At 53.2% G+C, this 22,227-nt stretch carries 25 protein-coding genes; 18 read left to right on the top strand and 7 right to left on the bottom strand.

All coding sequences use genetic code 11. From position 1 onward, the window contains the following. Positions 1-4 precede the first annotated feature (4 nt). A complete protein-coding gene (locus ACPXV9_RS02235; protein WP_423894196.1) occupies positions 5-451 on the top strand; it encodes an N-acetyltransferase family protein in 447 nt (148 codons plus the stop codon). An 8-nt stretch (positions 452-459) separates the two neighbouring features. On the opposite strand, the gene ACPXV9_RS02230 is transcribed toward ACPXV9_RS02235, so the two are convergent. Next, positions 460-1,056 carry an HD domain-containing protein gene (locus ACPXV9_RS02230; protein WP_423894194.1) on the bottom strand — a complete coding sequence of 199 codons (597 nt, stop codon included), beginning with the start codon at positions 1,054-1,056 and terminating at the stop codon, positions 460-462. 111 nt (positions 1,057-1,167) lie between these two features. Between ACPXV9_RS02230 and ACPXV9_RS02225 the strand changes: the two genes are divergently transcribed. From ACPXV9_RS02225 to ACPXV9_RS02185, 9 genes are all read left to right on the top strand, one after another. After that, positions 1,168-1,905: a Crp/Fnr family transcriptional regulator gene (locus ACPXV9_RS02225; RefSeq protein WP_423894192.1), complete on the top strand. Its 738-nt coding sequence runs from the start codon at positions 1,168-1,170 to the stop codon at positions 1,903-1,905. A gap of 90 nt (positions 1,906-1,995) precedes the next feature. Beyond that, positions 1,996-3,822, top strand: a complete 1,827-nt coding sequence (locus tag ACPXV9_RS02220; protein ID WP_423894190.1) for an ABC transporter transmembrane domain-containing protein — start codon at positions 1,996-1,998, stop codon at positions 3,820-3,822. Then, positions 3,819-4,511, top strand: a complete 693-nt coding sequence (locus tag ACPXV9_RS02215; RefSeq protein ID WP_423894188.1) for a 2-phosphosulfolactate phosphatase — start codon at positions 3,819-3,821, stop codon at positions 4,509-4,511. The genes ACPXV9_RS02220 and ACPXV9_RS02215 overlap by 4 nt, the downstream gene beginning before the upstream one ends. Before the next feature lie 16 nt (positions 4,512-4,527). Continuing rightward, the gene (locus ACPXV9_RS02210; protein WP_423894187.1) at positions 4,528-4,938 is read left to right on the top strand and encodes a hypothetical protein; all 411 of its coding nucleotides are present in this window, start codon (positions 4,528-4,530) and stop codon (positions 4,936-4,938) included. Positions 4,939-4,959: 21 nt separating this feature from the next. Beyond that, a complete protein-coding gene (locus tag ACPXV9_RS02205; protein WP_423894185.1) occupies positions 4,960-5,370 on the top strand; it encodes a PaaI family thioesterase in 411 nt (136 codons plus the stop codon). 27 nt (positions 5,371-5,397) lie between these two features. Then, on the top strand, positions 5,398-5,979 hold the full coding sequence (locus ACPXV9_RS02200; protein WP_423894183.1) for a DUF4136 domain-containing protein: 582 nt from the start codon (positions 5,398-5,400) through the stop codon (positions 5,977-5,979). Between the two features lie 29 nt (positions 5,980-6,008). Continuing rightward, positions 6,009-6,683, top strand: coding sequence for a haloacid dehalogenase type II (locus tag ACPXV9_RS02195; protein WP_423894181.1), 675 nt, complete (start codon positions 6,009-6,011; stop codon positions 6,681-6,683). 57 nt (positions 6,684-6,740) lie between these two features. Further along, positions 6,741-7,277 (top strand): N-acetyltransferase family protein, encoded by a 537-nt coding sequence (locus ACPXV9_RS02190; protein ID WP_423894180.1) that lies wholly within the window; start codon positions 6,741-6,743, stop codon positions 7,275-7,277. Positions 7,278-7,479: 202 nt separating this feature from the next. Continuing rightward, positions 7,480-8,667 carry an amino acid aminotransferase gene (locus tag ACPXV9_RS02185; RefSeq protein WP_423894179.1) on the top strand — a complete coding sequence of 396 codons (1,188 nt, stop codon included), beginning with the start codon at positions 7,480-7,482 and terminating at the stop codon, positions 8,665-8,667. Between the two features lie 104 nt (positions 8,668-8,771). Here ACPXV9_RS02185 and rraA read toward each other — a convergent pair whose 3' ends face one another. Next, complete coding sequence (rraA, locus tag ACPXV9_RS02180) at positions 8,772-9,251, bottom strand: ribonuclease E activity regulator RraA (RefSeq protein WP_423894178.1); 480 nt, start codon at positions 9,249-9,251, stop codon at positions 8,772-8,774. Between the two features lie 142 nt (positions 9,252-9,393). On the opposite strand from rraA, the gene glmS reads away from it, so the two are divergent. Genes glmS through ACPXV9_RS02155 form a run of 5 tightly spaced genes read left to right on the top strand, consistent with a single transcriptional unit; the run spans position 9,394 to position 14,408 of the window. Further along, the gene (glmS, locus tag ACPXV9_RS02175; RefSeq protein WP_423894176.1) at positions 9,394-9,849 is read left to right on the top strand and encodes a methylaspartate mutase subunit S; all 456 of its coding nucleotides are present in this window, start codon (positions 9,394-9,396) and stop codon (positions 9,847-9,849) included. Continuing rightward, entirely contained in the window at positions 9,846-11,210 is a 1,365-nt protein-coding gene (locus ACPXV9_RS02170; RefSeq protein ID WP_423894174.1) for a methylaspartate mutase, read from the top strand. The genes glmS and ACPXV9_RS02170 overlap by 4 nt, the downstream gene beginning before the upstream one ends. After that, positions 11,210-12,409, top strand: a complete 1,200-nt coding sequence (locus ACPXV9_RS02165) for a glutamate mutase L (protein ID WP_423894172.1) — start codon at positions 11,210-11,212, stop codon at positions 12,407-12,409. Before ACPXV9_RS02170 ends, ACPXV9_RS02165 begins: the two co-directional genes overlap by 1 nt. Further along, entirely contained in the window at positions 12,400-13,968 is a 1,569-nt protein-coding gene (locus ACPXV9_RS02160; RefSeq protein ID WP_423894171.1) for an AMP-binding protein, read from the top strand. The genes ACPXV9_RS02165 and ACPXV9_RS02160 overlap by 10 nt, the downstream gene beginning before the upstream one ends. Before the next feature lie 26 nt (positions 13,969-13,994). Beyond that, entirely contained in the window at positions 13,995-14,408 is a 414-nt protein-coding gene (locus ACPXV9_RS02155; RefSeq protein ID WP_423894169.1) for a BLUF domain-containing protein, read from the top strand. A gap of 36 nt (positions 14,409-14,444) precedes the next feature. On the opposite strand, the gene ACPXV9_RS02150 is transcribed toward ACPXV9_RS02155, so the two are convergent. Then, positions 14,445-15,749 (bottom strand): NAD(P)/FAD-dependent oxidoreductase, encoded by a 1,305-nt coding sequence (locus ACPXV9_RS02150; RefSeq protein ID WP_423894168.1) that lies wholly within the window; start codon positions 15,747-15,749, stop codon positions 14,445-14,447. A 418-nt stretch (positions 15,750-16,167) separates the two neighbouring features. Here ACPXV9_RS02150 and ACPXV9_RS02145 point away from each other — a divergent pair, with 418 nt between their 5' ends. Next, positions 16,168-16,404, top strand: coding sequence for a TIGR02647 family protein (locus ACPXV9_RS02145; RefSeq protein WP_423894166.1), 237 nt, complete (start codon positions 16,168-16,170; stop codon positions 16,402-16,404). Between the two features lie 36 nt (positions 16,405-16,440). On the opposite strand, the gene ACPXV9_RS02140 is transcribed toward ACPXV9_RS02145, so the two are convergent. The 4 genes from ACPXV9_RS02140 to ACPXV9_RS02125 form a co-directional block, all read right to left on the bottom strand. Beyond that, positions 16,441-16,932: a hypothetical protein gene (locus ACPXV9_RS02140; RefSeq protein WP_423894164.1), complete on the bottom strand. Its 492-nt coding sequence runs from the start codon at positions 16,930-16,932 to the stop codon at positions 16,441-16,443. Between the two features lie 105 nt (positions 16,933-17,037). Next, on the bottom strand, positions 17,038-18,492 hold the full coding sequence (locus tag ACPXV9_RS02135; protein ID WP_423894162.1) for a protein adenylyltransferase SelO: 1,455 nt from the start codon (positions 18,490-18,492) through the stop codon (positions 17,038-17,040). A 129-nt stretch (positions 18,493-18,621) separates the two neighbouring features. Beyond that, positions 18,622-19,935, bottom strand: coding sequence for an acetyl-CoA hydrolase/transferase family protein (locus ACPXV9_RS02130; RefSeq protein WP_423894161.1), 1,314 nt, complete (start codon positions 19,933-19,935; stop codon positions 18,622-18,624). A gap of 30 nt (positions 19,936-19,965) precedes the next feature. After that, complete coding sequence (locus ACPXV9_RS02125; protein WP_423894160.1) at positions 19,966-20,532, bottom strand: DNA-3-methyladenine glycosylase I; 567 nt, start codon at positions 20,530-20,532, stop codon at positions 19,966-19,968. Positions 20,533-20,648: 116 nt separating this feature from the next. Here ACPXV9_RS02125 and ACPXV9_RS02120 point away from each other — a divergent pair, with 116 nt between their 5' ends. Both ACPXV9_RS02120 and pip read left to right on the top strand, forming a co-directional pair. Then, positions 20,649-21,188: a hypothetical protein gene (locus tag ACPXV9_RS02120; RefSeq protein ID WP_423894158.1), complete on the top strand. Its 540-nt coding sequence runs from the start codon at positions 20,649-20,651 to the stop codon at positions 21,186-21,188. A gap of 41 nt (positions 21,189-21,229) precedes the next feature. Continuing rightward, on the top strand, positions 21,230-22,201 hold the full coding sequence (gene pip / locus ACPXV9_RS02115) for a prolyl aminopeptidase (RefSeq protein ID WP_423894157.1): 972 nt from the start codon (positions 21,230-21,232) through the stop codon (positions 22,199-22,201). The last annotated feature ends 26 nt before the right edge of the window (positions 22,202-22,227 follow it).

Here is a 22,227-nt window from a genome sequence, read left to right as displayed (position 1 = left end):
AGCGATGATCAACATTGTTCAAGCCGGCGCGGCGCACATTGATGATGTGGCCCGACTGTTTGATCTCTACCGGCAATTTTATGATTGCGAGGCGGATCTTGATTTGGCAAAACGATTTATTGGTGAGCGTATTGGTAATCAGGAATCCACTATTTTTGTGGCCGAGCAAGGCGATGAGCTGATTGGCTTTACCCAGCTCTATCCGTCGTTCTGTTCGGTGGATGCGATCAAGATTTTTATTCTCTACGATCTCTATGTGGACGCGGGCGGAAGGCAGGCCGGTGTGGGTGAGAAGCTGATGAATCGGGCATCGGATTATGCCCGATCACAGGGTGCCAAGCGCATCGATTTGCTGACGGCGTTTGACAATAAGCCGGGTCAGCGTCTGTATGAAAAGCTTGGCTATGAAAAAACCAATCAGGATTTTCACAGCTATTCATTGACACTGTAAGCGGTTGATCAGGAAGCGGCCTGCTGTTCGGTCGCTTCGGCGTAGAGGGATTTTTTGACGCTGGCAAAGACGTTGCGAATCATCGGTTCAAAAAATTCCAGCGGCTCACTCTCATAATTTTCATCAAAGCAATTCTGATCGTAACGGTGACAGAATTCCGCGCAGGCCTGATAGTAGGGGTGATCCTTGTATTGGTCGCGCATGTTGCGATCCATGCCCAGATGATGGAAAAAATAATAGCCCTGAAAAATGCCGTGGTGTTTGATAATCCAGTGGTTCTTTTCCGATACGAAGGGCTCCAGCAATACCGCTGCAACATCGGCGTGGTTGGCGGGTCCCAGTGTGTCACCGATGTCGTGCAGCAGCGCGCAAACCACATACTCTTCGTCTTTGCCGTCACGGTAGGCACGGGTGGCCGATTGCAGGCAATGTTCCAGACGGTCGATATTGAAGCCACCGTAATCGCCACTCAGCAGGCGCATATGGTCCATGATGCGATCCGGCAGATCGGTGATATGCCCCATCATGGATGTTGCAATGGCGGCGTAGTCTTCCTGAGTGCCTTCCGTCATTGAACGAAAGGTCGCGCGTTGTTTCTGTGTCATGACAACCTCGGTTTGTTGTTATAGTGGACTGTAACTGTAGATTAGAAATTCGGGGTGTTCTGTCAACTTGGTGACAGAGCGGCCCGATTACTGCTGGTTCAATGGCGGACAATGGACAACGACACTCTTTTGCAAGCCCTGTCGCGCAACCCCGGTTTTGCGGCGCTGGATATCGACTATCGCCGTGAGATTGTGCAGGTGGGTAGGGTTCGTCAGCTGCCTGCCGGTGGCTGTGTGTTTCGCCAGGATGAAGCGGTGGATGGCGTTTACTGCCTGCTGCAGGGGCAGGTGCACGCGGTCAAGAATCTGGCGGATGGTCGCGAGCAGCTGATTGTCTATCGGGTGCGCAGTGGCTGGTTTGGTGAGGTGTCGGCGCTGGATCTCAATCCCCGCAGCTTTACCATGCGCGCCAGTACCGATCTTGAATATTTCCACATTCCACAGCCGGCGTTTGAAGCCTTGTTGGGCAACGATCTGGGGCGAGCCCGGTTTTTTATCAGCGAGCTGTGCCATCGCACCCGGGTCTCCTATGAGTACGGTAGCGATGCGCTGGCGCTGGATGCCGCTCAACGACTGGCCAAGGTGCTGCAGATCCAATACGACAATGTGCGCTTGGCCAATCCCGAAGTCAGTTGTCCGGGGCTAAGTTGTTCCCAGGAGGATCTGGCCTGTATGGTGGGGGTGTCGCGTCAGCGCATCAACCGGATCCTGAAAAGCTGGCAGGCCGAAGGCTGTATCGAGTTGTCCCGCAGCCACATTCGGTTAACCGATGTGGCGGCTTTGCAGCGTCTTTCCAATGGGGTGATTGAGGGAGCGCCTCAGGGCCTGACTCCGGGCGATGGCCATTAGCATAGCTTTACACAAAATCCCGGGCGGGTTGCCGGGAAATGGTTCATCATGAGGCTTTAATCCCACTGATAACCAACGCGCGGACACGGCATGCCCCAGTCAGATCCATCGGATTCCCCGGATTCACCCTCCCCCAAAAGTCTCACGGTATTGCTGCAGCTTTGGCAGTTTATGAAACCCTATCGCGGCACGCTGGTGGCGGCGGGTATTGCTCTGGTCTTGACCGCGGGGATTACCCTGTCGATTGGTCAGGGGGTGCGATTGCTGATTGATGAGGGCTTTGTCGCCCAATCCACCGAGGCGCTGACCCAGGCGGTGCTGGTGGTGATTGGCCTGTCGTTTCTGATGGCGCTGGGTACCTATGTGCGCTTTTATCTGGTGTCCTGGCTGGGGGAGCGGGTCACGGCGGATCTGCGCTCAGCGGTGTTTGGTCATCTGGTGACCCTGCACCCCAGTTACTTTGAAACCAATCGCAGTGGCGAGATCATGTCGCGGCTGACCACCGATACCACTTTGCTGCAGAACATCATTGGCTCGTCGTTTTCCATGGCGCTGCGCAGTGCGCTGACCTTTATCGGGGCCCTTATCCTGCTGGTGGTGACCAATCTGAAATTGAGCCTGATGGTGCTGATCGGGGTGCCACTGGTGCTGTTGCCGATAGTGCTCTATGGTCGCCGGGTGCGCAAACTGTCGCGGGCCAGTCAGGATTCCATTGCCGACGTTGGCAGCTACGCCGGCGAGATTATTCAAAACATCAAAACCGTGCAGAGCTATACCCGCGAAGCCCATGAAAAGCAGGCTTTTGATGCCGAAGTTGAAGTGGCTTTTAACGTTGCCAAGCGCCGGGTGAAACAGCGCGCCATGTTGATCGCCACGGTTATCTTGCTGATCTTCAGCGCCATCACCGGGCTGATCTGGGTGGGCGGTAACGACATGCTGGCCGGCCGCATGAGCGGCGGTGATCTGGCCGCCTTTGTGTTTTACGCCGTGATCATGGCCGGCTCGGTGGCGACCATTTCAGAAGTCTACGGCGAGTTGCAGCGAGCCACCGGTGCCACTGAGCGGTTAATGGATCTGCTCAATGTCGAATCCCTGATCCCGGTGGAGCAGGGGCAGGCTTATTCTGAAGCCAGGAGTTTCAAAGGCCCGCTGTTGCGGTTTGACGGCATCGAGTTTGCTTACCCGTCACGGCCTGAACTGAAGGCGCTGACGCAGCTCAATCTGGAAGTGCCAGCCGGACAGAGTCTGGCGTTGGTGGGCCCCAGCGGCGCCGGCAAATCCACGGTGTTTGAATTGCTGCAGCGGTTTTACGATCCGGATGCCGGCCACATTACCATTGGCGGCACCGACATCCGCGACCTCAATACCCAGTCTTTGCGCCAGCAGTTGGCGGTGGTGCCACAACAGCCAGCGCTGTTTACCGCCGATGTCTGGTACAACATCCGCTACGGCAAGCCTGATGCCACCGATGCCGAAGTGATTGCTGCGGCCAAGGCTGCCCACGCCCACGATGTTATTGCCAAACTGCCGGACGGTTACAACAGCCATCTGGGGGAGCAGGGCACGCGCTTGTCCGGTGGCCAGAAGCAGCGTCTGGCCATTGCCCGGGCGATTCTCAAAGATCCGAAAATTCTGCTGCTGGATGAAGCCACCAGCGCGCTGGACGCCGAGAGTGAGTACCACGTGCAACAGGCGCTGGAGACGTTGATGGAAAATCGCACCACCATCATCATTGCCCATCGTCTGGCCACCATTCTGCATGCCGATAATATTGCGGTGATGGATCACGGCAAGCTGGTGGCCCAGGGCCGCCATGTTGAATTGCTGCAGTCTTCGCCGTTGTATCGTCGGCTGGCGGATTTACAGTTTCAGGATGGCGCCGCGGAAGCCATGGTCAAGGTGGATGACGTGATATGAAAATAACCAAATTGGATTTTGTTGAAGGTGCCAAATCGGCGCGTGGCATCACGGTGATCATTGATGTGTTTCGCGCGTTTACCACTGCCTGTTACGCCTTTGAGGGCGGTGCCGAAAAAATCATTCCGGCGGGTTCACTGGAATCGGCACTGGGTTATCAACCGGACAACCCGGAGGTGTTGCGGGTCGGGGAGCGTCATGGTCAGAAGTTGCCGGGATTTGATTTCGGTAATTCACCAACAGAAATAGTTGCGGCCGATGTGCGCGGCAAAACTCTAGTGCAGACCACCCACTCCGGTACTCAGGGTATGGTCAATGCCAAAGATGCCGACGAAATCCTGACCGGTGCACTGGTGAATGCCAAAGCCACGGCAGACTATATCCGTCGCTGCCAGCCAGCGGAGGTGAGTCTGGTGCGCATGGGCTGGACCGCCACGACCCGGACCGGTGAGGACGATCTCTGCGCTGAATACCTTGAGGCGCTGTTATTGGACAAACCCTTTGATACAGACAGCCTGCGCGACACCCTCTACAACGACCCCTGTGCCGATCGTTTTAAAGATCCCGAGCAACCCTGGAGCCCGATGGCCGATTTTGAGTTGTGCTGTCAGGCCGATCAATTTGATTTTGCGTTGCGGTTAAACCGCAATGGGGCTTTTCCCTATCTGGAAAAAATTCCGACGCTGTGAATTGGGTGGTATCCATATGAAAAATTTGGCCAGAGTCTATCAATTTAAAATTGCGGCAACGGTTTTATTCTGGTGTGTGCCATTGATTTTGTTTCCTCAGCAACTGCTGTTATCGGCGGGTTTTCCGGAATATCCGAGTTACATGTTTGTGCGGATGCTGGGGTGGGCCTATCTGGCATTGTGCGTGGGTTATTACACAGGTCTGAGGGCGGCCCTTCAGGGTGAAAAAATTATGGGGCCTATTTATGTGGGTCTGGTCAGCAACGGCGGCGGCTGTGCCTATTTGCTTTATTACGGTCTGACCGGTGAATGGCAAAACTGGGGGATGACGATTCAATTTGTGGGTTGGTCATCGGTGCTTGCCACCTTGTTGATTACGCTGGGGCTTTACCGCTTTGGTATTCAAGATGTCAGCGAAAAGAATTGAAAAATAACGGGAACGAATAATATGACAGACGCTCAATATTTGAATGATGCCTGTGCCGATAAATTTCCGGGTTTTCTGGGCATTACCACCACGGAAGTCGGTGACAGTGGCGTGGTGGCGGAGATGGCGGTGTCACCCCACCATCTGGCGCCCAATGGCTTTCTTCACGCCGGCAGTGTGGTGTCTCTGGCTGATACTGCCTGTGGCAACGGCTGCATTGCCCTCTTGCCAGAAGGTGCCGCCGGGTTTACCACGGTGGAGCTGAAGTCGAATCATTTGGGCACGGTGCGCGAGGGCACGATCCAGTGTGTGGCCAAACCGGTGCATAAAGGCCGCACGACTCAGGTGTGGGATGCCACGGTGTCGTGCCAGCAAACGGACAAAGTACTGGCGCTGTTTCGCTGCACCCAGATGATTCTGTATCCGAAATAATGGTCTAACGATGGGAGTGGTTAACACATGAAACGGTATTTGTTTTCTCTGTTGCTGGTTGCGTTTTTGGCGGGCTGTTCCAGCCTCGATGTCAAAACGGATTTTGATCCACATTATGATTTTTCCGCTGCCAGCAGTTACCGCTGGGCCAGCGAGTCTGAGCTGCACCCAAACGATGTGTTGAAATCCAACACGCTGGTGAAAAAGCGCTTGATGGCATCTGTGGACAAAGCCATGGCCGCCAAAGGGCTGGTAAAAACCGCTGACGCTGATGCCGATCTGGTGATCGTGATGCACGCCGGTGTCAAAGAGAAAATGCAGGTGCACGAGGTGCCCAATCCGCAACCTCACCTCTATCCACGTCGGGGTTACTATCCGGGCTGGTACGATCCCTGGTGGGGCATTCATGACACCACCACTCACGTCAGTTATTACGATGAAGGTACTCTGGTGATCGACCTGGTTGCGCCGGCGAAGAAAGAGCTGGTGTGGCGAGGCGTTGGAGTCAAACCTGTGAAGAGCTACAAAGATCAGAGCAAGCAGCAGGAGGCTTTCGACAAAATTGTCGCAGAAATTCTGGCGGACTATCCTCCCGGGGCTCAACCTTAACAACCGCGACATCTTCTGAGGGAGGCGATGTGAACGGCAAGACCCTACTGTTTGATATCAATGAGACGGTGCTGGATCTGAGTGTGTTAAAACCCAAATTTCGGGATGCGTTCGGCTCCGAGCAGGTTACCGGCCAGTGGTTTGCCATGCTGCTGCACAGCTCAACGGTTTGTGCCATCACCGGTGTGCAAACCAATTTTCGCGAACTGTCACGCGTTGCACTGCAATCCCTGGCGGCACGTCTTGGAATCAATCTGGCGGCAGCACATCTTGAAGACATTCTCGGGGGCTTTGCCAGTTTGCCAGCGCATCCGGACATCAAGCCGGCGCTGGCGAGATTGCGCGATGCCGGTTTTCGCACCGTGGCTTTTTCCAATTCATCGGAGGCACTGATTGCGGCGCAAATTGGCAATGCCGGGTTGGCGGATTATTTTGATCGGGTGATTTCGGTGGAAGGTGCCGCAACCTTTAAGCCCGATCCACGAGCCTACCAGTTCGCTGCCCGTGAACTGCAAGAGCCAGAGGCGCAGCTGCGGTTAGTGGCCTGTCATGACTGGGATACCCATGGCGCCATCAATGCCGGCATGCAGGCCGCGTATCTGGATCGCTCGGGCGCCCCCTACAATCCGCTGTTCAAACGGCCCGACATTGCAGCTGCGAGCATGGGTGCTATTGTTGATCAGGTGATTGCCGTAACGGAATGATTCATCCCGTTCAGGTGCGCTTGCGTAAGTCTCTATGATACTGATACTGGAGTCGACATGGACGATATCGCTCACTACCAAGCCTGTGAAACCCTGAAAGACGGCAGTAAGCTGCTGATCCGCGCTGTCCTGCCTGAAGATAAAGCCGGCATGCAGGAGGCGGCACACCACCTGAGCGATCGCTCCTCTTATTTGCGTTTTTTTCGCGTCAAACACGATCTTACCCCGCAGGAACTGAAATTTTTTACCGAGGTAGACTTCGTCGACCATGTGGGGCTTACCGGGGTGATTTGTGAAGGCGAAGATCAGGGCGAGGTGGTGGCTGCCTCGCGCTATGTGGTCTGTCAGCGCGAGCCCAAGGTGATTGCCGAGCTGGCCTTTGCCGTTGATGATCCTCATCAGGGGCTGGGCATTGGCAAGCTCATGCTCAAGCATCTGGTGGCCATAGCCCGTCAGGCCGATATAGATGAATTTGAAGTGTCGGTGCTGGCCGAAAACCGCAAGATGCTGCGGGTGCTGACAGGCTTTGGTTTGCCCTATACCCAGAGCCGAGACCGGGGTGTGGTTGAACTGCGTCTGTCGCTGCGGGATTGATGCATCTGGCCATTACCCGCAGGCCCGTTTACTTTTGATTGTTTACCCTGCTTTTGGCCGCAAAAAAACTACTTGACGCCCCTTAATTTAGGGTATAATCGCGACCCCTGCGGGTCTGTGAGGCCCGTACAATCAGTCTTTTTCTACAGGCTGGCCGTGATTATCGAGACGGCCGGCCACAAAAAGAAGGTAGCCAGTCATTATGTTTTCAGAGTTACAGCCGCGACCTGCCGACCCGATTCTGGGTTTGTCGGTCAAATTTGCCGCCGACAGCAACCCCAATAAAATTGATCTGGGTGCCGGTATTTACAAGGATGAGCACGGCAAAACCCCGGTTCTGGCCTGTGTAAAAGCCGCCGAACAGTTTCGCGTCGACAATGAAGAAAGCAAGGCCTACCTCGGTTCTGCTGGCTCCGCGGCTTTCAACACCGCCATGAACACTCTGATGCTGGGCGATCACAAGGTGATTGCCGAGAACCGCATTCGCACGCTGTCCACCCCGGGTGGTACCGGTGCTCTGCGCATCGCGGGTGAATTCATCAAGACCTGCAAGCCGGGCGCTACCATCTGGGTGAGCAACCCCACCTGGGCCAATCATCAGGGTGTATTTACCGCTGCGGGATTGCAGGTTAAGAGCTACCCCTATTACGACTACGAGAACAAGTGTCTGGACTTCGACGCCATGATCGAGGCTCTCAAGCAGGTGCCGGCCGACGAAGCGGTGTTGCTGCACGCCTGTTGTCACAACCCCAGTGGCATGGACCTGAGCCGCGAACAATGGCAGCAGGTGGCGGAGCTGGCCAAAGAGATTGGCTTCCTGCCCGTCATCGATATGGCCTATCAGGGGTTTGGTGAAGGTCTGGAAGAAGACGCCTATGGTTTGCGTCTGATGGCCGACACGCTCGATGAGCTGATTATCTGCAGCTCCTGCTCCAAGAATTTCGGTCTCTATCGCGAGCGCATCGGTGCCGTCTCTGTGATCGGTAAAAGCGCCGAGCAGGCAGACATTATCGGCTCCATTGTGCCCGCCGTCGTGCGCGTCAACTACTCCATGCCGCCGGCACACGGTGCGGCGATTGTTGAAACCGTACTGAACTCCGACGAGCTGACCCAGCAGTGGTATGGCGAGTTGCAAGAAATGCGCGATCGCATCAATGGCATGCGTCAGTTGCTGGTGAACAAACTGGCCGAAAACGGCGTGACCCAGGACTTCAGTTTTATCACCCGTCAGAATGGCATGTTCTCGTTTCTGGGTATTAATCCAGAGCAGGTTCAGCGTCTGCAGGATGAGCACAGCATCTACATCGTAGGCTCCAGCCGCATCAGCGTGGCGGGCATCTCACCGGACAATGTGGATTATCTGGCCAAGTCGATTGCGTCGGTGCTTTAAAACAATAACGTCATTGCGAGTCGCGTAGCGATGACAGCAAAGAAAAAGCCCGTAGAAGATGACTGCTACGGGCTTTTTGTTGAGCGAGATCTTAAGGATCTTGTTTAAACGATTTTCTCGGCGGTCACAATAATGCCGTCGGTATCGGCATAGAGGTAGTCGCCGGGCTTGAAGTCGACGCCGCCGAACGACAGGGGGATGTCGCGTTCACCCTGAGTGACCGGGATGGATTTGCGCGAGCAGGTACCCAGAGCGTAGAGCGCCACCGGGATGTCTTTGATCTGAGCGGTGTCGCGAACGTAGCCGTTGATGACAATGCCAGCGTAGTGATTGTCGCGGGCAAACTTCATCAGGTTTTCACCGACTACGGCGTAGTAAGCCTGATCGACATCAACCACGACGACCTTGCCGGTGCCGTCTTCGTCACGGAGCAAACTGATCAGGTCGGAGTTGTTCTTGTCGAGCTTGATGGTGACCACTTCACCCTGACAGTTTTCGGCGCCACCGTAATTCTGGTAGTGCGGTTGCAGCAGGGAAACTTTGTCGTAGTGTTCGTCACAGATGTCGGCGGTATAAACGGTCATGAAAAATCTCTGTTGGTCTGAATGTAATCGGCGAGCAGTAAAAAAACAGGCGCCAGAAAAGTTGGCGTCACCTGCGCTGGATGCGAAGCATCTTAGCACAGTTATAAGCGCGCAGTTAAAGGCGCAATAGGGCATAGCATTTATGAAAGTAGTAACGGGCGTCGTGGGTAATGATATCCACGTGGTGGCCAATCGACTGATCGATCTGTCGCTGAAGGCGAGAGGCTTCGAAGTGTTCAACCTTGGGGTGAATACCTACCTTGAGGAATTCTTTGATGCGGCGGTGGAAACCGGTGCCGAGGTGTTGATGATCTCGTCACTGAACGGTGAGGCCGAGGGCTGGGGGCGCGAAGTCAAAGCATTGAAATCCCGCTATAAAGGATTGGACGATCTGATCATGATGATCGGCGGCAATCTGGTGGTGGGCAGCGGCAAGGCCGAGGATATTGTGCCACGCTATAAGAATTACGGTTTTGATCTGGTGTGTCATCAGATTGATCTCAATACTGGCCTGGATATGCTTGAAGATTTTATTGAAGAGCGCGGCGGAATTGCGCCGAGCAAGTTGACCAAGACCGAAGAGAGCAGTGCATCATGAGTTTGTTACAGGAAGAGCGGGAAATCATTCTCAGTAATGAATTCGTAGACACTTTTGACTTTGCCGAGGTGGAAGACTTCGTCAAAAACGCCAGCAAGAATCTGTTTATTTCTCATCGCTTTAGAAATAAAGACAAGATGCTGGTGCAACCCCGTGGTGGTTTTCCGACCTACAAAAAACAATTTGCCCTGTATGAATTTTTTACCGACGCCAACGTCGATATTTTGCCGCTGACCATCGATTCCAATACCCGTCTTAACGATTACGGTACCGCGCAGAAGATGCTGCGCCTGAGTGAAGAAAATGATGTGGATATGCTTAACGGTTACCCGCTGGTGAACCACGGCTATCGCACCACGCGCAAGATGATCACCCACTTTGATCGCCCGGTCAGCCTGCGACATGGCACCCCGGATGCGCGACTGCTGATCGAAACCGCGATTGCCTCGGGCATTTTTGAAATTGAAGGCGGGCCGATTACTTACCTGTTGCCCTACTCCAAAAACTTTCCGCTGGATAAGGCGTTTCTGTATTGGAAGTATGTGGAGCGTGTCTGTGCCAACTACTCGGCCCTGAACGAGCCCATCAATCGCGAATCTTTCGGTCCGTTGACGGCCACGCTGGTGCCGCCGTCGATCACCATTGTGATTCAGTTGCTGGAAATGCTGCTGGCGCTGGAGGAAGGCGTAAAATCTTTCTCGGTGTCTTTTGCCCAGCAGGGTTCCATGTCCCAGGATATTGTGACCGGTGCGGTACTGAAAAAACTGGCGCGCTACTACGCCGAGCAAATCGACTGCGCCGATGCCGATATTCATTTGGTGTATCACCAGTGGATGGGTGCCTTCCCCACCAATCAGAATTTTGCCGAGCAGCTGATCAATATGGCCACCGTGATTGCCTCCATGGTGGGTGCCGATAAGATCATTACCAAGACCCGCGAGGAAGCCTCCGGTATTCCGACCAAGGAAGCCAATGCTAAAACTGTTGCCGATACCCAATACACCCTGCGTATTTTGAATGGCTTGCCCAATGTGGTGGACGAAGAGGAAGAAGAAATTCTGACGCTGGAAGTCAAAGCCATTATGGAAGCGGTGTTTAACGACTCGGCCGACACCCTTTGGCGCAAGGTGTTCAACTCCATCAAAAATGGTGTGATTGATGTGCCCTTCTCGCCGCACATCATCAATCACAATGAGATGATTACCATCCGCGATGATCAGAAAAATATTCGTATTATCAAGCGCGGCAATGTGCCAATTCCCGATCGTTGTTATGACTATGAACGAGCGCAGTGTGATCTCTCCAAAGATCAGACCAGTATTGTTAACGACATCATCCACGATATAGGAATCATGCAGTAATGAGTCAGCCAGAAAAGTTATTTGTGGATGTCGGCAGTACCTATTTCAAAGTCAGTACGCCGAATCATATTGAGCAGCATTCGCGGGATTTCAATAAAGACATTCTCGACGATCTGATGACCAAGTGCGGTTCCACCATTGAGCGCTTTGGCAAAGACGATGTGCATATCTGTTCTTCTGCCAATGGCGGTTTGAGTACGCTGATTATCGGCGTGACCAATTCTTTCTCGTTGAAGTACGCCACCAATATTGCCTTTAACTCTGGCATTAACATCATTGATACCGTTTTGTATCAGGATATTGAAAGCTATTCGGTCCCCAGCGATTTGATCGATGTGGTGATCGTTGTCGGTGGCATTGATAGCCATGCAGGTGTGTTTGGTGAGCCCCTGTTTCGCTATCTGGAGCAGTTGAGCTACAACAACATTGTTTATGTTGGCAGTGAAAAAGAAGTGCCGGCGCTTAATGACAATATTAAAGATCTGGTGGTGTTGCCAAACATCATTGATGACCGCCTGCACATTGTCGAGGAGCACCTGAAAGAGTATCTCACCAATCTGTATCAGCAGGACATCATGGGCAAAGAGGACATCAAGAATCTCTATGGCATTACCAGCAATCAGATTTTTTCAACGCCCTATATCGTCAACAAGGCCTTGCCTTTGATCGATGCCAAGTTCTCCGTGGCCAATCCGTTTATCCTGTTGGATATTGGTGGTGCCACTACCGATATTCACTACTCCAAGGATCTGGTGGATGAAAATCTGGTGACCGAGAATGAATACGATAGACTGGTATTTAAAAAGCTCGGCGTGTACAAATCCAAGCAGTCGTTAATTTTTTCCGCGAAAAATAACGAGTTTGTCTACGAGCTGCTGATGCACCTGAAAGTCACCGAGAACATTTTTGAAGAGCAGAGTGATAAGGCCACCCGCATTCTGATGCAATTGGCGATTTTCCTGGTGTTGTGCAAGATGTCCCACTATCGCAAGGCCTACATCAATTTGCGTCTGCTGGGTGTTAATTCGATTGTCCTGACCGGTGGTGTGACCAAGGTATTAACTCAGGAAGAAGTGGAAGACATCATCGCTTTCTTCTATAAAAAGATTCTGACCTCGGATCATCGACCGGCGGCCATTCTCGACGTCAACTACGATATCTGGACCCTTGGTGCTAAGGAAAAAGAACTATGTCAATAAACTGTATTCGAACCCTTCTTGAAAGTGCAGTTGAGACCCACCCGGACAAAACCGCGCTGATCTTTAACGAGCAGAGTGTCACCTATGGGGAGCTGTTTACTCAGGTCAATCAGGTGGCGCTGTATCTCTCCGAGCTGGATTTGCCCAAGGGTGCCCGCATAGGTATCTATTCCCACAAGAGCATTGAGCAGGTGGTGGCGATTCTGGCCATCCTCTCCACCGATTATGTGTTGGTGCCCATGACTCGGCTGCTGCGACCCGAGCAGGTACAGTACATCATTAACGACTGTGGCATTCAGTGCATCATCACCGATCGGGTGAAGCTGGAGAGTATCGAAGAAATTGATTTCTCCGGGCAGATTATTTCCTACGAAACCGTTGGCAACGATGTGCCATCGTTTACCGAGATTCACAAATACTACAACCGCCCATATCAGTGTGATGTCAATGGTCACAATAACGCGGCCATTACCTACTCCTTTGGTTTGACGGGTACGCCCAAGGGCATTGTGATTTCTCACCGCAACCTGATCGATTCGGCGCGAGTGGTTTCCCAGTATCTGGATTTGCAGGAAGACGATGTGATTTCCGGGTTGCTGATTTTTAATCTGGACTATGGTCTCAATCAGATCTTCTGCACACTCTACAAGAAAGCGACTCTGGCATTGCACCGTTTTATTTTGCCGGACGATTTCTTCAATCATGTCATCAATGACAAGGTCACAGTGCTGCCGCTGATGCCGGTCAATATTTCCCAGATGTTTGACGGTGTCACCCATCTGCCCAGTGCCGAATTGCTCGACGGGGTTAAAACCATTACGTCCTCCGGCGGTAACGTTACAGAAAAAATGATCAGCGATTGCAAAAACAATTTCCGCAACGCCGATTTCTATTCCATGCACGGTTTGACCGAGGCGTTCCGCTCGACCTATCTCGATCCGTCACAGGTACAGATTCGCCCGGATTCCATTGGCAAGCCGATTCCGGATGTCGAGCTCTATGTCATTAACGAGGATGGCAAAGAGTGTGGCGTGCGTGAGGTGGGCGAGCTGATTCATCGCGGTGGTTATATTTATCGCGGCTTCTGGAATGGTCCGGAAGAAAATGCTCAGCGTTTTAAGTCGGTACAGATTCTTAAAGACGTGATCGACCTGGAAGGCCAGTTGACCGATGAAATTGTGGTAGCCACTGGTGACTATGTTTATAAAGACGAAGAGGGTTACTATTATTTCGTCTCTCGTCACGACGATATGATCAAGACCCGCGGCTTCCGCGTTTCGCCTTACGAAGTGGAATCAGTGGTGGCGAAGAATTTACCGCAGATTGATCAATGCGCGGTCTTCGGTATGGAGAATGAAAAAATCGAGGAAGAGATTGTGATGGTCTATTCCGCGGCGAGTGAGTTGTCTGAAAAAGAAATTCTGTTTGAGCTCAAAGAGCATCTGGCGTCTTATATGATTCCTGCCCGGGTGGTTTATAAGAAGTCTTTGCCTTTGGTGCAAAGTGACAAAAACCGAATCGATAAAGAAGCGCTCAAGCGAGAGCTGGCTGAGTCATAAGCCGCACTGAGCAAAGTAGACCCTTGATGCATCGGATCCTGTACGTCAGCACACCAGCCCCGAACCTCACCATCACGGAGGTGGAGGATATTGTCGCCAGGTCCCGGGTGAAAAATCACGATTGTAAAGTGACGGGATTTCTGTGTGGAAGCTCCAGATTTTTCATTCAGTGCATTGAAGGCGAGCAGACGGATATCGAAAATCTGTTTGATATGATCAAACATGATGGCCGTCATCACAATGTTCAAGTGCTGCATCAAGGGCCTTGCGATTCACGGATGTTCAGCAATTGGGATATGGGTGTTGTCCTCTATATGGATCGGCACCAGAAAATTATTGATCGATACACTGTTGGCCAGAGCTTTAACCCATACACTCTTGAGCCGGAACAGTGCCTGAATTTACTGATGGACTTTTCAAAACTTAAAAACGATTTTTGACAAGTCCGACCAGATCAACCAATACATTTCTAATCGCTACAACTCGTCACGTATTTTGTAATACAGCATCGCCAGGGCAAAGCTCGGTGTCCGCAGCCACTTGCCACCCGGGAAGGGCCAGTGTGGAATCTTGGCAAAGACATCAAAGCGTTCGGCTTGTCCGGCAATCATTTCAGCGGTGATGCGCGCCATCATATGGGTGGGTGCCACGCCATGACCCGAATAAGCTTGGATGTAGTAAACATTGCCGTTAAGCCTTCCCAGTTGTGGCATGCGATTGATGCCAATGCCCATCTGTCCGCTCCAGCCGTGCTCGAGCTTAACTCCGGCCAATTGCGGAAAAACCTTCTCCAGTTTGCCGCGCATAACACCGAATAAATCGCTGGGTTCCCGGCCTGTGTAGTTAGACAGTCCGCCAAACAACAGACGGTTATCGGCGGTTAAGCGAAAATAGTCCAGCGCTGTGCGTGGATCGCACACAGCTCGGTTACCGGGCATGATGGATTTGGCCTGGGCGGCACTCAGTGGTTCAGTGGTGATCACCGAGCTGTTGGAAGGCATGATGCGGGCGGACATGGTTGGCACCAGATCGCCCAGATAGGCATTACCACACAGCACTACATGCTTGGCTTTGACGATGCCGCTGTCGGTATGGACTTCGGGGTGCGTGCCCTCAACCAATCGGGTGACCCGGCTGTTTTCAAAAATTTTAGCGCCCAAAGTTTCTGCTGCCCGGGCTTCGCCAAGACACAGATTCAGCACATGGCAGTGGCCGTTACCCTGACGATTGAGCAGACCACCCAGATAGATGGGGGAGTTGACCTCTTGTTGAATTTGGTCGCGGTCGAGCAGTTCAAGTGGGTGGGGATACCCCATGCGCTCCTGATAGGATTTTTCGGCTTCGAACTCACGCAAGTGTCTGGGTTTGAGTGCCACATCACAGTAGCCCCAGGTCAGATCGCAATCGATGTCATAGCGGGCGACGCGTTCACGAATGATGTTGGTGCACTCCACGCCCATATCATAGATGGCCCGCAAACCCTGCTGCCCGACGTATTTTTCAAAGCGATTGAGACTGTGGCCGATGCCGCCAATGATTTGTCCGCCGTTGCGACCGGTGGCACCCCAGCTGATTTTATTGGCTTCAATCAGGGTTACCTGAAAGCCTCGCTCGGCCAGCTCCAGAGCGGTATTTACGCCGGTAAAGCCGCCGCCGACAATGGCCACATCGGTGTTGTGGATACCCTGCAGGGTTGGGTAATTGGTTTGCCAGTTGGCACTGGCAGCATAGTAAGAACCCGTGTGCTCACGGGTTTCTGTGGGTTGTTTTAATCCGAACATGGATCACCTCAAGGTTGTGTACAGGCAGGCAGCTAGAAGCCTTAAAAATAAGAGCCTTAAAAAGGAATTATAAAAAGTAATGAAATATTCAGCTTGAGGTGTGCCGATGATCTTCGTCCTCGCCACGAAAGTAATCCTGCCATGCAGCGGATGTGCATGCCCAATGACTCCAGGCGATAAACAGGGTGGCGGGTTGGTCCATAGAGGAAGTAGGTGTTGTGAACATTGATGAAAACAAGGCTAACCAATTCTTATGGTCTTGCCAATCCCTGATGCTATTCAGTTAGGGCAATCAACAGTGAGGCACTTACAACATCAAAGGCTTTCACCGGGGCGTGGCATCTGGCGAGATTTGAACTATCGTCTAAAGGCTAGGTAATAAACCCGGCTTTTTAAAGGTTCACCGAGGGCACTATTGATGAAGTTAAATGAAGAAACGATTCAGGAAATCGAGCTGTTGTTAAATTACGATTCAGGTTCTTCTCAGGGAGGCATCAAGGTTCACAGCCACAGTGCTTCACCTGCGATAGTGGCGGCTGCCAAGCGTTTATACGATAAGAAACTGGTGGATCAGGTCGATGGTGGGTATCTCACCAGTCTGGGGCGGGAAGCGGTTGAGCATTTACAAATGGCCCAGCGGATTTTGCAAACCTGATGTGATTCCTCGACGTCGGCTTCTGGAGGCGGGACCTTAAAGGCTCTCCTCAACTTCGCGGGCATTCTCTGAGTGTTTCAACCCATGACTCAGCAATATTTGTAATGCCGGGTAGACTTTAATGTAAGCAAAGATCAGAGCGCCGCCCACCAGTGCCAGGCTGAATGGGTCTTGCAGCCACTTAATACTGAGTTCGCTGGGCTGGAATAAATGGGCGGAAAGCAGGCAGGCAATGATGCCGAGAAGCAAAAAAATGTTGAGCAGCAACGTGGATTCTTTTCGCCCCTGTTTCAGTTTGGCGACTTTGTGGTTGTCCCGGCTGACCAGAATTTGCAAGCTGTCACCGGTTTTAATCCGGTAGCGGCGCGCATCAACTTCTGCCGTGAATCTGTAGATTTTATCGAGCTTGTAATCAATCACCGGGCGTAGCACTAGATGGGCAGAGTTTGAAGTTTTTTGCAGCTGCTCCATGATGTCTACTACTGTGCCGTCAGTGGTAAAAGAATCCCGCAAGAAATTCTCGTCCATTTTTTTCCCGATAACGGATACAGCAATAAAGAGTAAGCCGGCAATTAATAAAATTACGGATCCCATTATGGGCCTCATTCAGTAGTTTGCAGTGATGCGGGTCCGTCAGGTTCCGCAAAAGGTTTGGTAGCCGCGGTCATTATCTTCGGGCGGTTGCTGGTATTTTGCCGTGGCCGCCACTGCGCTGTAGGGGTGGCGCACGACGTCGAGTATCTCCAGTGCCGCGGCGGCGTCGCCGCTTTGCTCGCAGCTGGCTAATACCGCTTCAATATAATGGTTGCGAGGAATAACCAGCGGGTTACTTGCACGCATGGTTTGCTCGGCCGCCTCAGTGGTACCTGCTTGATTATCGAGGCGTTGACGCCAGCGGTCATAGTCTGGGCCCAGTGCTGTCGCTATGTTAGCTCGGCTCTGTTCGTCTGTAAGAGATTGGCTCAACAGGTTGAAACTGATGGTGTAATCCAATTGCAGCGACGCCATTTTTTCCAGGATAGCCGTCATCAGTTCCCGGTCATCTGTTTCAGCTGTCAGTAACCCGAACTTATCGGCCATTCTGTGCCAGTAAGCGGTTTGATAGCGCTCGGGAAAATTTTGAATCAGTGCCACTAACTGGTCGATGCTGGCCTGATCCTGTTCGTCGATCAGTGGCAGCAGGCTTTCGGCAAAGCGCGCCATATTCCACTGGGCAATAGCGGGTTGGTTGCCAAAGGCGTAGCGGCCCTGAGTGTCGATGGAGCTGTAGGCGGTGGCCGGGTTGTAGATGCCCATCATGGCGCAGGGACCAAAGTCGATGGTCTCACCACAGATAGAGGTGTTGTCGGTGTTCATCACGCCGTGAATAAAACCCACGCGCATCCATTCGACCACCAATTGGATCTGCTTGTCGATGACACGATCCAGCAGCTGGATATAGCGCTCGCTGGCGTGGCCATCGATGTCGTCAAAATGGCGCACAATGGCAAATTCACACAGGGCCTGCAGCGATTCGATATCGCCCCGTGAGGCAAAAAATTGAAAGGTGCCAACCCGTAAATGGCTGGATGCCATCCGGGTCACCACGGCGCCGGGTTTGGCTTGCTCCCGATACACCGCTTCGCCGGTGGTTGTTACCGCGAGACACCGGGTGGTTGGCACACCAAGGGCCTGCATGGCCTCGCTCATAATGAATTCGCGCACCGCCGGGCCGATGGCACAGCGACCGTCACCACCCCGGGAGAAGCGGCTGGTGCCGGACCCTTTTAATTGCAGGTCCCAGCGTTTTCCCTGTTGATCAAGCAGCTCACCCAGCAGGTGGGCACGGCCATCACCCAGCTGCGGATTAAAGTTGCCAAACTGATGACCGGCATAGGCCGTGGCAATGGGTTGTGAACCGGCCAACAGTTGATTGCCGGAAAAATATTGGGCCAGTGCCGCGTGATCCTTTTGCAGCTCTTGCGGTATGGCCATCTGCTCGGCCAGGGCCGCGTTCCATAAAAACAGTTCGGGGTTGGCCACAGGGGTGGGCGAACACTGTTGATAAAAGGCTTCACCCAGTTCGATATAGGAGTTGGAAAATTTCATTACGTGGTCCATGTCATCTTGAGCGTTAGCGAGAGATCCCTCGCCTGCGTTCGGGATGACAGTTTTTTTGCTCGGGTTGACAGCTTCTCTCGGGATGACATTTGTTTTCAGGGTGTCAGTGTGACGGGTTCAGATTAATCCCGCCGCGCCAGCGATATGCTCCAATTCTTGCTGGAACTTCGGGTCGGCAATGCTGATCAGGGCGCGAGCCCGTTGCGGTATCGACAGGCCTTTGAGGTTAACACAACCGTACTCGGTCACAACATAGTGGGTGTCCATGCGGGTGTCGGTAACGGTGCCGCCACTGAGTTGCGGCACAATGCGGCTGACTGTCCCCTTCTTGGCGGTTGAGTGCAGCGCAATAAACGATCGGCCGCCGGGTGAGGCGTAGGCGCCGCGGACAAAGTCCAGCTGACCGCCGGTGCCGGAAAAGGGTTGGCCGCCGAGGTGTTCGGCGTTGATCTGGCCGGTGAGGTCAATCTGGATGGCGCCGTTCACGGAGACCATCTGGTTGTTTTTGCGGATGATGCTGGGGTTGTTTACCCATGAGGCCGGGTAGCCAACGATGGAGGGGTTGTCGTCCATAAAGTCGTACATGGCCTGGTCGCCGAGCGCCAGAGTAAACACGTGGCGATGTTGCATCCAGCTTTTCAGACGGCCATTGAGGGCTCCGGATTTGATCAGATCCACCATCGCGGGACTGAACAGTTCCGAGTGCAAGCCCAGATTCTGGTGATTTTGCAGAAACCCCAGTACCGCATTGGGCACGCCGCCGACGCCCATTTGCAGGGTGTCGCCATCGTTGATGAACTCGACAATGGTTCTGGCAATGCGCTTGTCGTTTTCCGAAGGTTCCCGCACCGGGACTTCGATCAGCGGTTGGTCGTTTTCAATAATGCCGTCAACTTCGGAAATGTGTACCGACAATTCACCGAAGGTACGCGGCATGTTGTGATTGACCTCGACAATCACCTTTTGCGCTTTGCGAATAACACTGGCGCCGTAATCGCCGTTGGTACCGAGACTGAAATAGCCGTGCCGGTCCATGGGCGATACCGTCACCATAAAACAGTGGGGTTCGATCTGTTCCGTCAGCAAGCGTCCGGCCTGATGCAGGGCGCAGGGAATAAATTCCAGGCTGTTGCTCTTTTCATAGAGCTTCATGGCTTCGCGGTCGTGACGGCTCATAAACAATGGCCGGGCTTTTACTTTCTCTGCCAGTTCCGGTCGCAGCAGCGATTCCTTCAGTGCCTCGGTGCCGTGCATGTAATAGAGGTTGAGTTGTTTGAGGCGGTCGTCATGCAGTGCCTTGCTGACGCCCTGCATCAGGCCCGGGGGCATGGCGACGCCCATACCGAGAATCAGGTTGCTGCCATCGTCAAGGCAGTCGGCGGCCGTGTCGCTCGACATCAGTTTTTGTTGGTAAAGGGCGCTGGGTTCCATGATGTTCTCTTAGTTTGATGGCCTGAATCTTCAGCATAGCTGTTGATGACGGAGGCAGCTCGTCAGATGGTCGTTGACCATGCCGGTCGCCTGCATATAGGCGTAACAGATGGTGGAGCCGACAAAATTAAAGCCGGCTTTTTTCAGTGTTTTGCTCATGGTATCGGAAATCGGAGTGGTCGCAGGCACTTGTTTCATTGTGGTGAAATGATTCTGGATCGGTTGGCCATCGACAAATTGCCAGAGGTAGTCGGAAAAACTGTCGTGTCGGTCCAGCACGTTCAGATAGGCCCGGGCGTTCTGTACTGCACTGTTGACCTTCAGCTTGTTGCGAATGATGCCGGGGTTCTGCAGCAGCTCGGCAATTTTACTGTCGTCGTAACGGGCGATCCGGTTTGGATCAAAGCCGTCATAGGCCTCGCGATAATGTTCGCGCTTGCGCAATACGGTGATCCAGGCCAGACCGGCCTGGGCGCCTTCCAGTAGTAAGAATTCAAACAGTTTGGCATCGTCAAAACAGGGGGTGCCCCATTCGTTGTCGTGGTAATCCTCATAGAGCGGATCACCGAGGCACCAGGGGCAGCGTTGGTCTGTCATGGCAGGCTCCTTTGGTCTACACTCAGATGATGCCGAAAATGGATCAAAAACGGTAGAGAGGGCTTGGCTACAGGTTCCGGAAGCAGGCGGATAAGGACAGGGTTGAAAGGCAGACTATGGCGTTGAAAGTTGCACTGGTTATCATCGGGTTTGTGTTTGCTGCTCACAGTGTGGCCGAGCCAGAACCCTGTGATGTGGCCGCCTCAAAGACCGTGGCCTATGTTTCGAAGGACAGTCGCGATACCTTGAGTGTGCAGGTGTCCGGTGCGCCCTGCAGTCAGGCGCTGGTTTCCATTAAGGTGACCTCCGAGCAGGGGGCAGAGATCTACGCCTACCAGGGTGAATTTATCAAGCACATGCTCTACCTGATCCGCGAACCGGAGTTGAATCATCTGGTGCAGTTTTTTGTGGATAAGGTCATCGGCAGTGCGGTGACACGCACCACCGATAGTTTGCCGGAATACACCGGGATCGACGCCTACTACGAAGCCAACAACGACTACCTGTTGATTACCGTGGAAGACTACAATCAGTTGCGTCAGGAGTCCCGGCCGATCCTCTGGCATATCACCAGTGAGTCCACCTGGCTGCACAGTGTCTACGATCCGCAATCCAAGGCCAGTGTCCAGATAATGCGCGGTGGTGTTTTCTACTAGATCCCGCCATCACTGCGCCATGCCCGAGAGAGGACAGTGTTGTGCATATGCTCTACCCCGCCATCAAACCCTATCGCACCCAAATGCTGCCAGTGGGTGGCGATCATCAGTTGTACCTTGAGGAGTGTGGCAAACCCGATGGCTTGCCGGTGCTGTTTGTTCATGGCGGTCCGGGTGGTGGCTGCAGTAAGGAGGATCGACGCTTTTTTGATCCGGAAGTGTACCGCATCATTTTATTTGATCAGCGAGGCTCGGGTCGCTCTCAGCCACACGCCAGTCTGGAGCAAAACCACACTCAGGCCCTGATTGCCGATATCGAAACCATCCGCGAGCATCTGGGGATTGATAGCTGGTTGCTGTTTGGCGGTTCCTGGGGTTCCACGCTCAGTCTGCTCTATGCTCAGGCCTGTCCGGACAAGGTGTTGGGGTTGATCCTGCGCGGTATTTTTCTGTGCCGGCAGCGGGATATCGAGTGGTTTTACCAGTACGGTGCCAGTCAGGTCTTTCCCGATTACTGGGAGGACTATATCAAGCCCATTCCCGAAGCCGAGCGGGACAATTTTGTCGATGCCTACTACCGGCGATTAACCGGGGATAACGAGTTGGAACGGATGTCGTGCGCCAAGGCCTGGTCGGTCTGGGAGGCGCGCTGCGCCACCCTGCGACCCAATCCGGATGTGATTGAAGCTTTTGCCGACCCTCATCACGCGCTGGCGATGGCACGGATAGAGGCGCACTTTTTTCAGCACGATTCCTTTATCGAGGAAAACCAGATTATTGAGCAGGCCGCCCGTTTGGATGGTATCCCGGGGATTATTGTTCACGGCCGTTATGATATGGTGTGCACCCTTGAAAATGCTCAGGCCCTGCACCACGTCTGGCACGATTCAGAGCTGCATATTATTCGCGATGCCGGTCACGCTTCCCGCGAGCCGGGTACGGTTGACGCTCTGGTTCGCGCTACCCGCGCTATGGCGCGTCGCTTTGCCGCCGGTGGTTCTGGCTTAGCTTGATCCTGAGCTTGGCTTAATCTGAGAGC

It is taken from the genome of Candidatus Pelagadaptatus aseana, from assembly GCF_040362265.1.
GTDB classification, from domain to species: domain Bacteria; phylum Pseudomonadota; class Gammaproteobacteria; order Pseudomonadales; family Cellvibrionaceae; genus Pelagadaptatus; species Pelagadaptatus aseana.
The sequence above is the reverse complement of the archived record's forward strand: the minus strand, read 5'-3'. Positions and strand labels throughout refer to the sequence as shown.

Excerpts from the sequence above, each read along its gene's own strand:
- ACPXV9_RS02235 (WP_423894196.1), top strand. The coding sequence starts at position 5 with ATGATCAACATTGTTCAAGCCGGCGCGGCGCACATTGATGATGTGGCC.
- ACPXV9_RS02230 (WP_423894194.1), bottom strand. The coding sequence starts at position 1,056 with ATGACACAGAAACAACGCGCGACCTTTCGTTCAATGACGGAAGGCACT.
- ACPXV9_RS02225 (WP_423894192.1), top strand. The coding sequence starts at position 1,168 with ATGGACAACGACACTCTTTTGCAAGCCCTGTCGCGCAACCCCGGTTTT.
- ACPXV9_RS02220 (WP_423894190.1), top strand. The coding sequence starts at position 1,996 with ATGCCCCAGTCAGATCCATCGGATTCCCCGGATTCACCCTCCCCCAAA.
- ACPXV9_RS02215 (WP_423894188.1), top strand. The coding sequence starts at position 3,819 with ATGAAAATAACCAAATTGGATTTTGTTGAAGGTGCCAAATCGGCGCGT.
- ACPXV9_RS02210 (WP_423894187.1), top strand. The coding sequence starts at position 4,528 with ATGAAAAATTTGGCCAGAGTCTATCAATTTAAAATTGCGGCAACGGTT.
- ACPXV9_RS02205 (WP_423894185.1), top strand. The coding sequence starts at position 4,960 with ATGACAGACGCTCAATATTTGAATGATGCCTGTGCCGATAAATTTCCG.
- ACPXV9_RS02200 (WP_423894183.1), top strand. The coding sequence starts at position 5,398 with ATGAAACGGTATTTGTTTTCTCTGTTGCTGGTTGCGTTTTTGGCGGGC.
- ACPXV9_RS02190 (WP_423894180.1), top strand. The coding sequence starts at position 6,741 with ATGGACGATATCGCTCACTACCAAGCCTGTGAAACCCTGAAAGACGGC.
- ACPXV9_RS02185 (WP_423894179.1), top strand. The coding sequence starts at position 7,480 with ATGTTTTCAGAGTTACAGCCGCGACCTGCCGACCCGATTCTGGGTTTG.
- rraA (WP_423894178.1), bottom strand. The coding sequence starts at position 9,251 with ATGACCGTTTATACCGCCGACATCTGTGACGAACACTACGACAAAGTT.
- glmS (WP_423894176.1), top strand. The coding sequence starts at position 9,394 with ATGAAAGTAGTAACGGGCGTCGTGGGTAATGATATCCACGTGGTGGCC.
- ACPXV9_RS02170 (WP_423894174.1), top strand. The coding sequence starts at position 9,846 with ATGAGTTTGTTACAGGAAGAGCGGGAAATCATTCTCAGTAATGAATTC.
- ACPXV9_RS02165 (WP_423894172.1), top strand. The coding sequence starts at position 11,210 with ATGAGTCAGCCAGAAAAGTTATTTGTGGATGTCGGCAGTACCTATTTC.
- ACPXV9_RS02160 (WP_423894171.1), top strand. The coding sequence starts at position 12,400 with ATGTCAATAAACTGTATTCGAACCCTTCTTGAAAGTGCAGTTGAGACC.
- ACPXV9_RS02155 (WP_423894169.1), top strand. The coding sequence starts at position 13,995 with ATGCATCGGATCCTGTACGTCAGCACACCAGCCCCGAACCTCACCATC.
- ACPXV9_RS02150 (WP_423894168.1), bottom strand. The coding sequence starts at position 15,749 with ATGTTCGGATTAAAACAACCCACAGAAACCCGTGAGCACACGGGTTCT.
- ACPXV9_RS02145 (WP_423894166.1), top strand. The coding sequence starts at position 16,168 with ATGAAGTTAAATGAAGAAACGATTCAGGAAATCGAGCTGTTGTTAAAT.
- ACPXV9_RS02140 (WP_423894164.1), bottom strand. The coding sequence starts at position 16,932 with ATGGACGAGAATTTCTTGCGGGATTCTTTTACCACTGACGGCACAGTA.
- ACPXV9_RS02135 (WP_423894162.1), bottom strand. The coding sequence starts at position 18,492 with ATGAAATTTTCCAACTCCTATATCGAACTGGGTGAAGCCTTTTATCAA.
- ACPXV9_RS02130 (WP_423894161.1), bottom strand. The coding sequence starts at position 19,935 with ATGGAACCCAGCGCCCTTTACCAACAAAAACTGATGTCGAGCGACACG.
- ACPXV9_RS02125 (WP_423894160.1), bottom strand. The coding sequence starts at position 20,532 with ATGACAGACCAACGCTGCCCCTGGTGCCTCGGTGATCCGCTCTATGAG.
- ACPXV9_RS02120 (WP_423894158.1), top strand. The coding sequence starts at position 20,649 with ATGGCGTTGAAAGTTGCACTGGTTATCATCGGGTTTGTGTTTGCTGCT.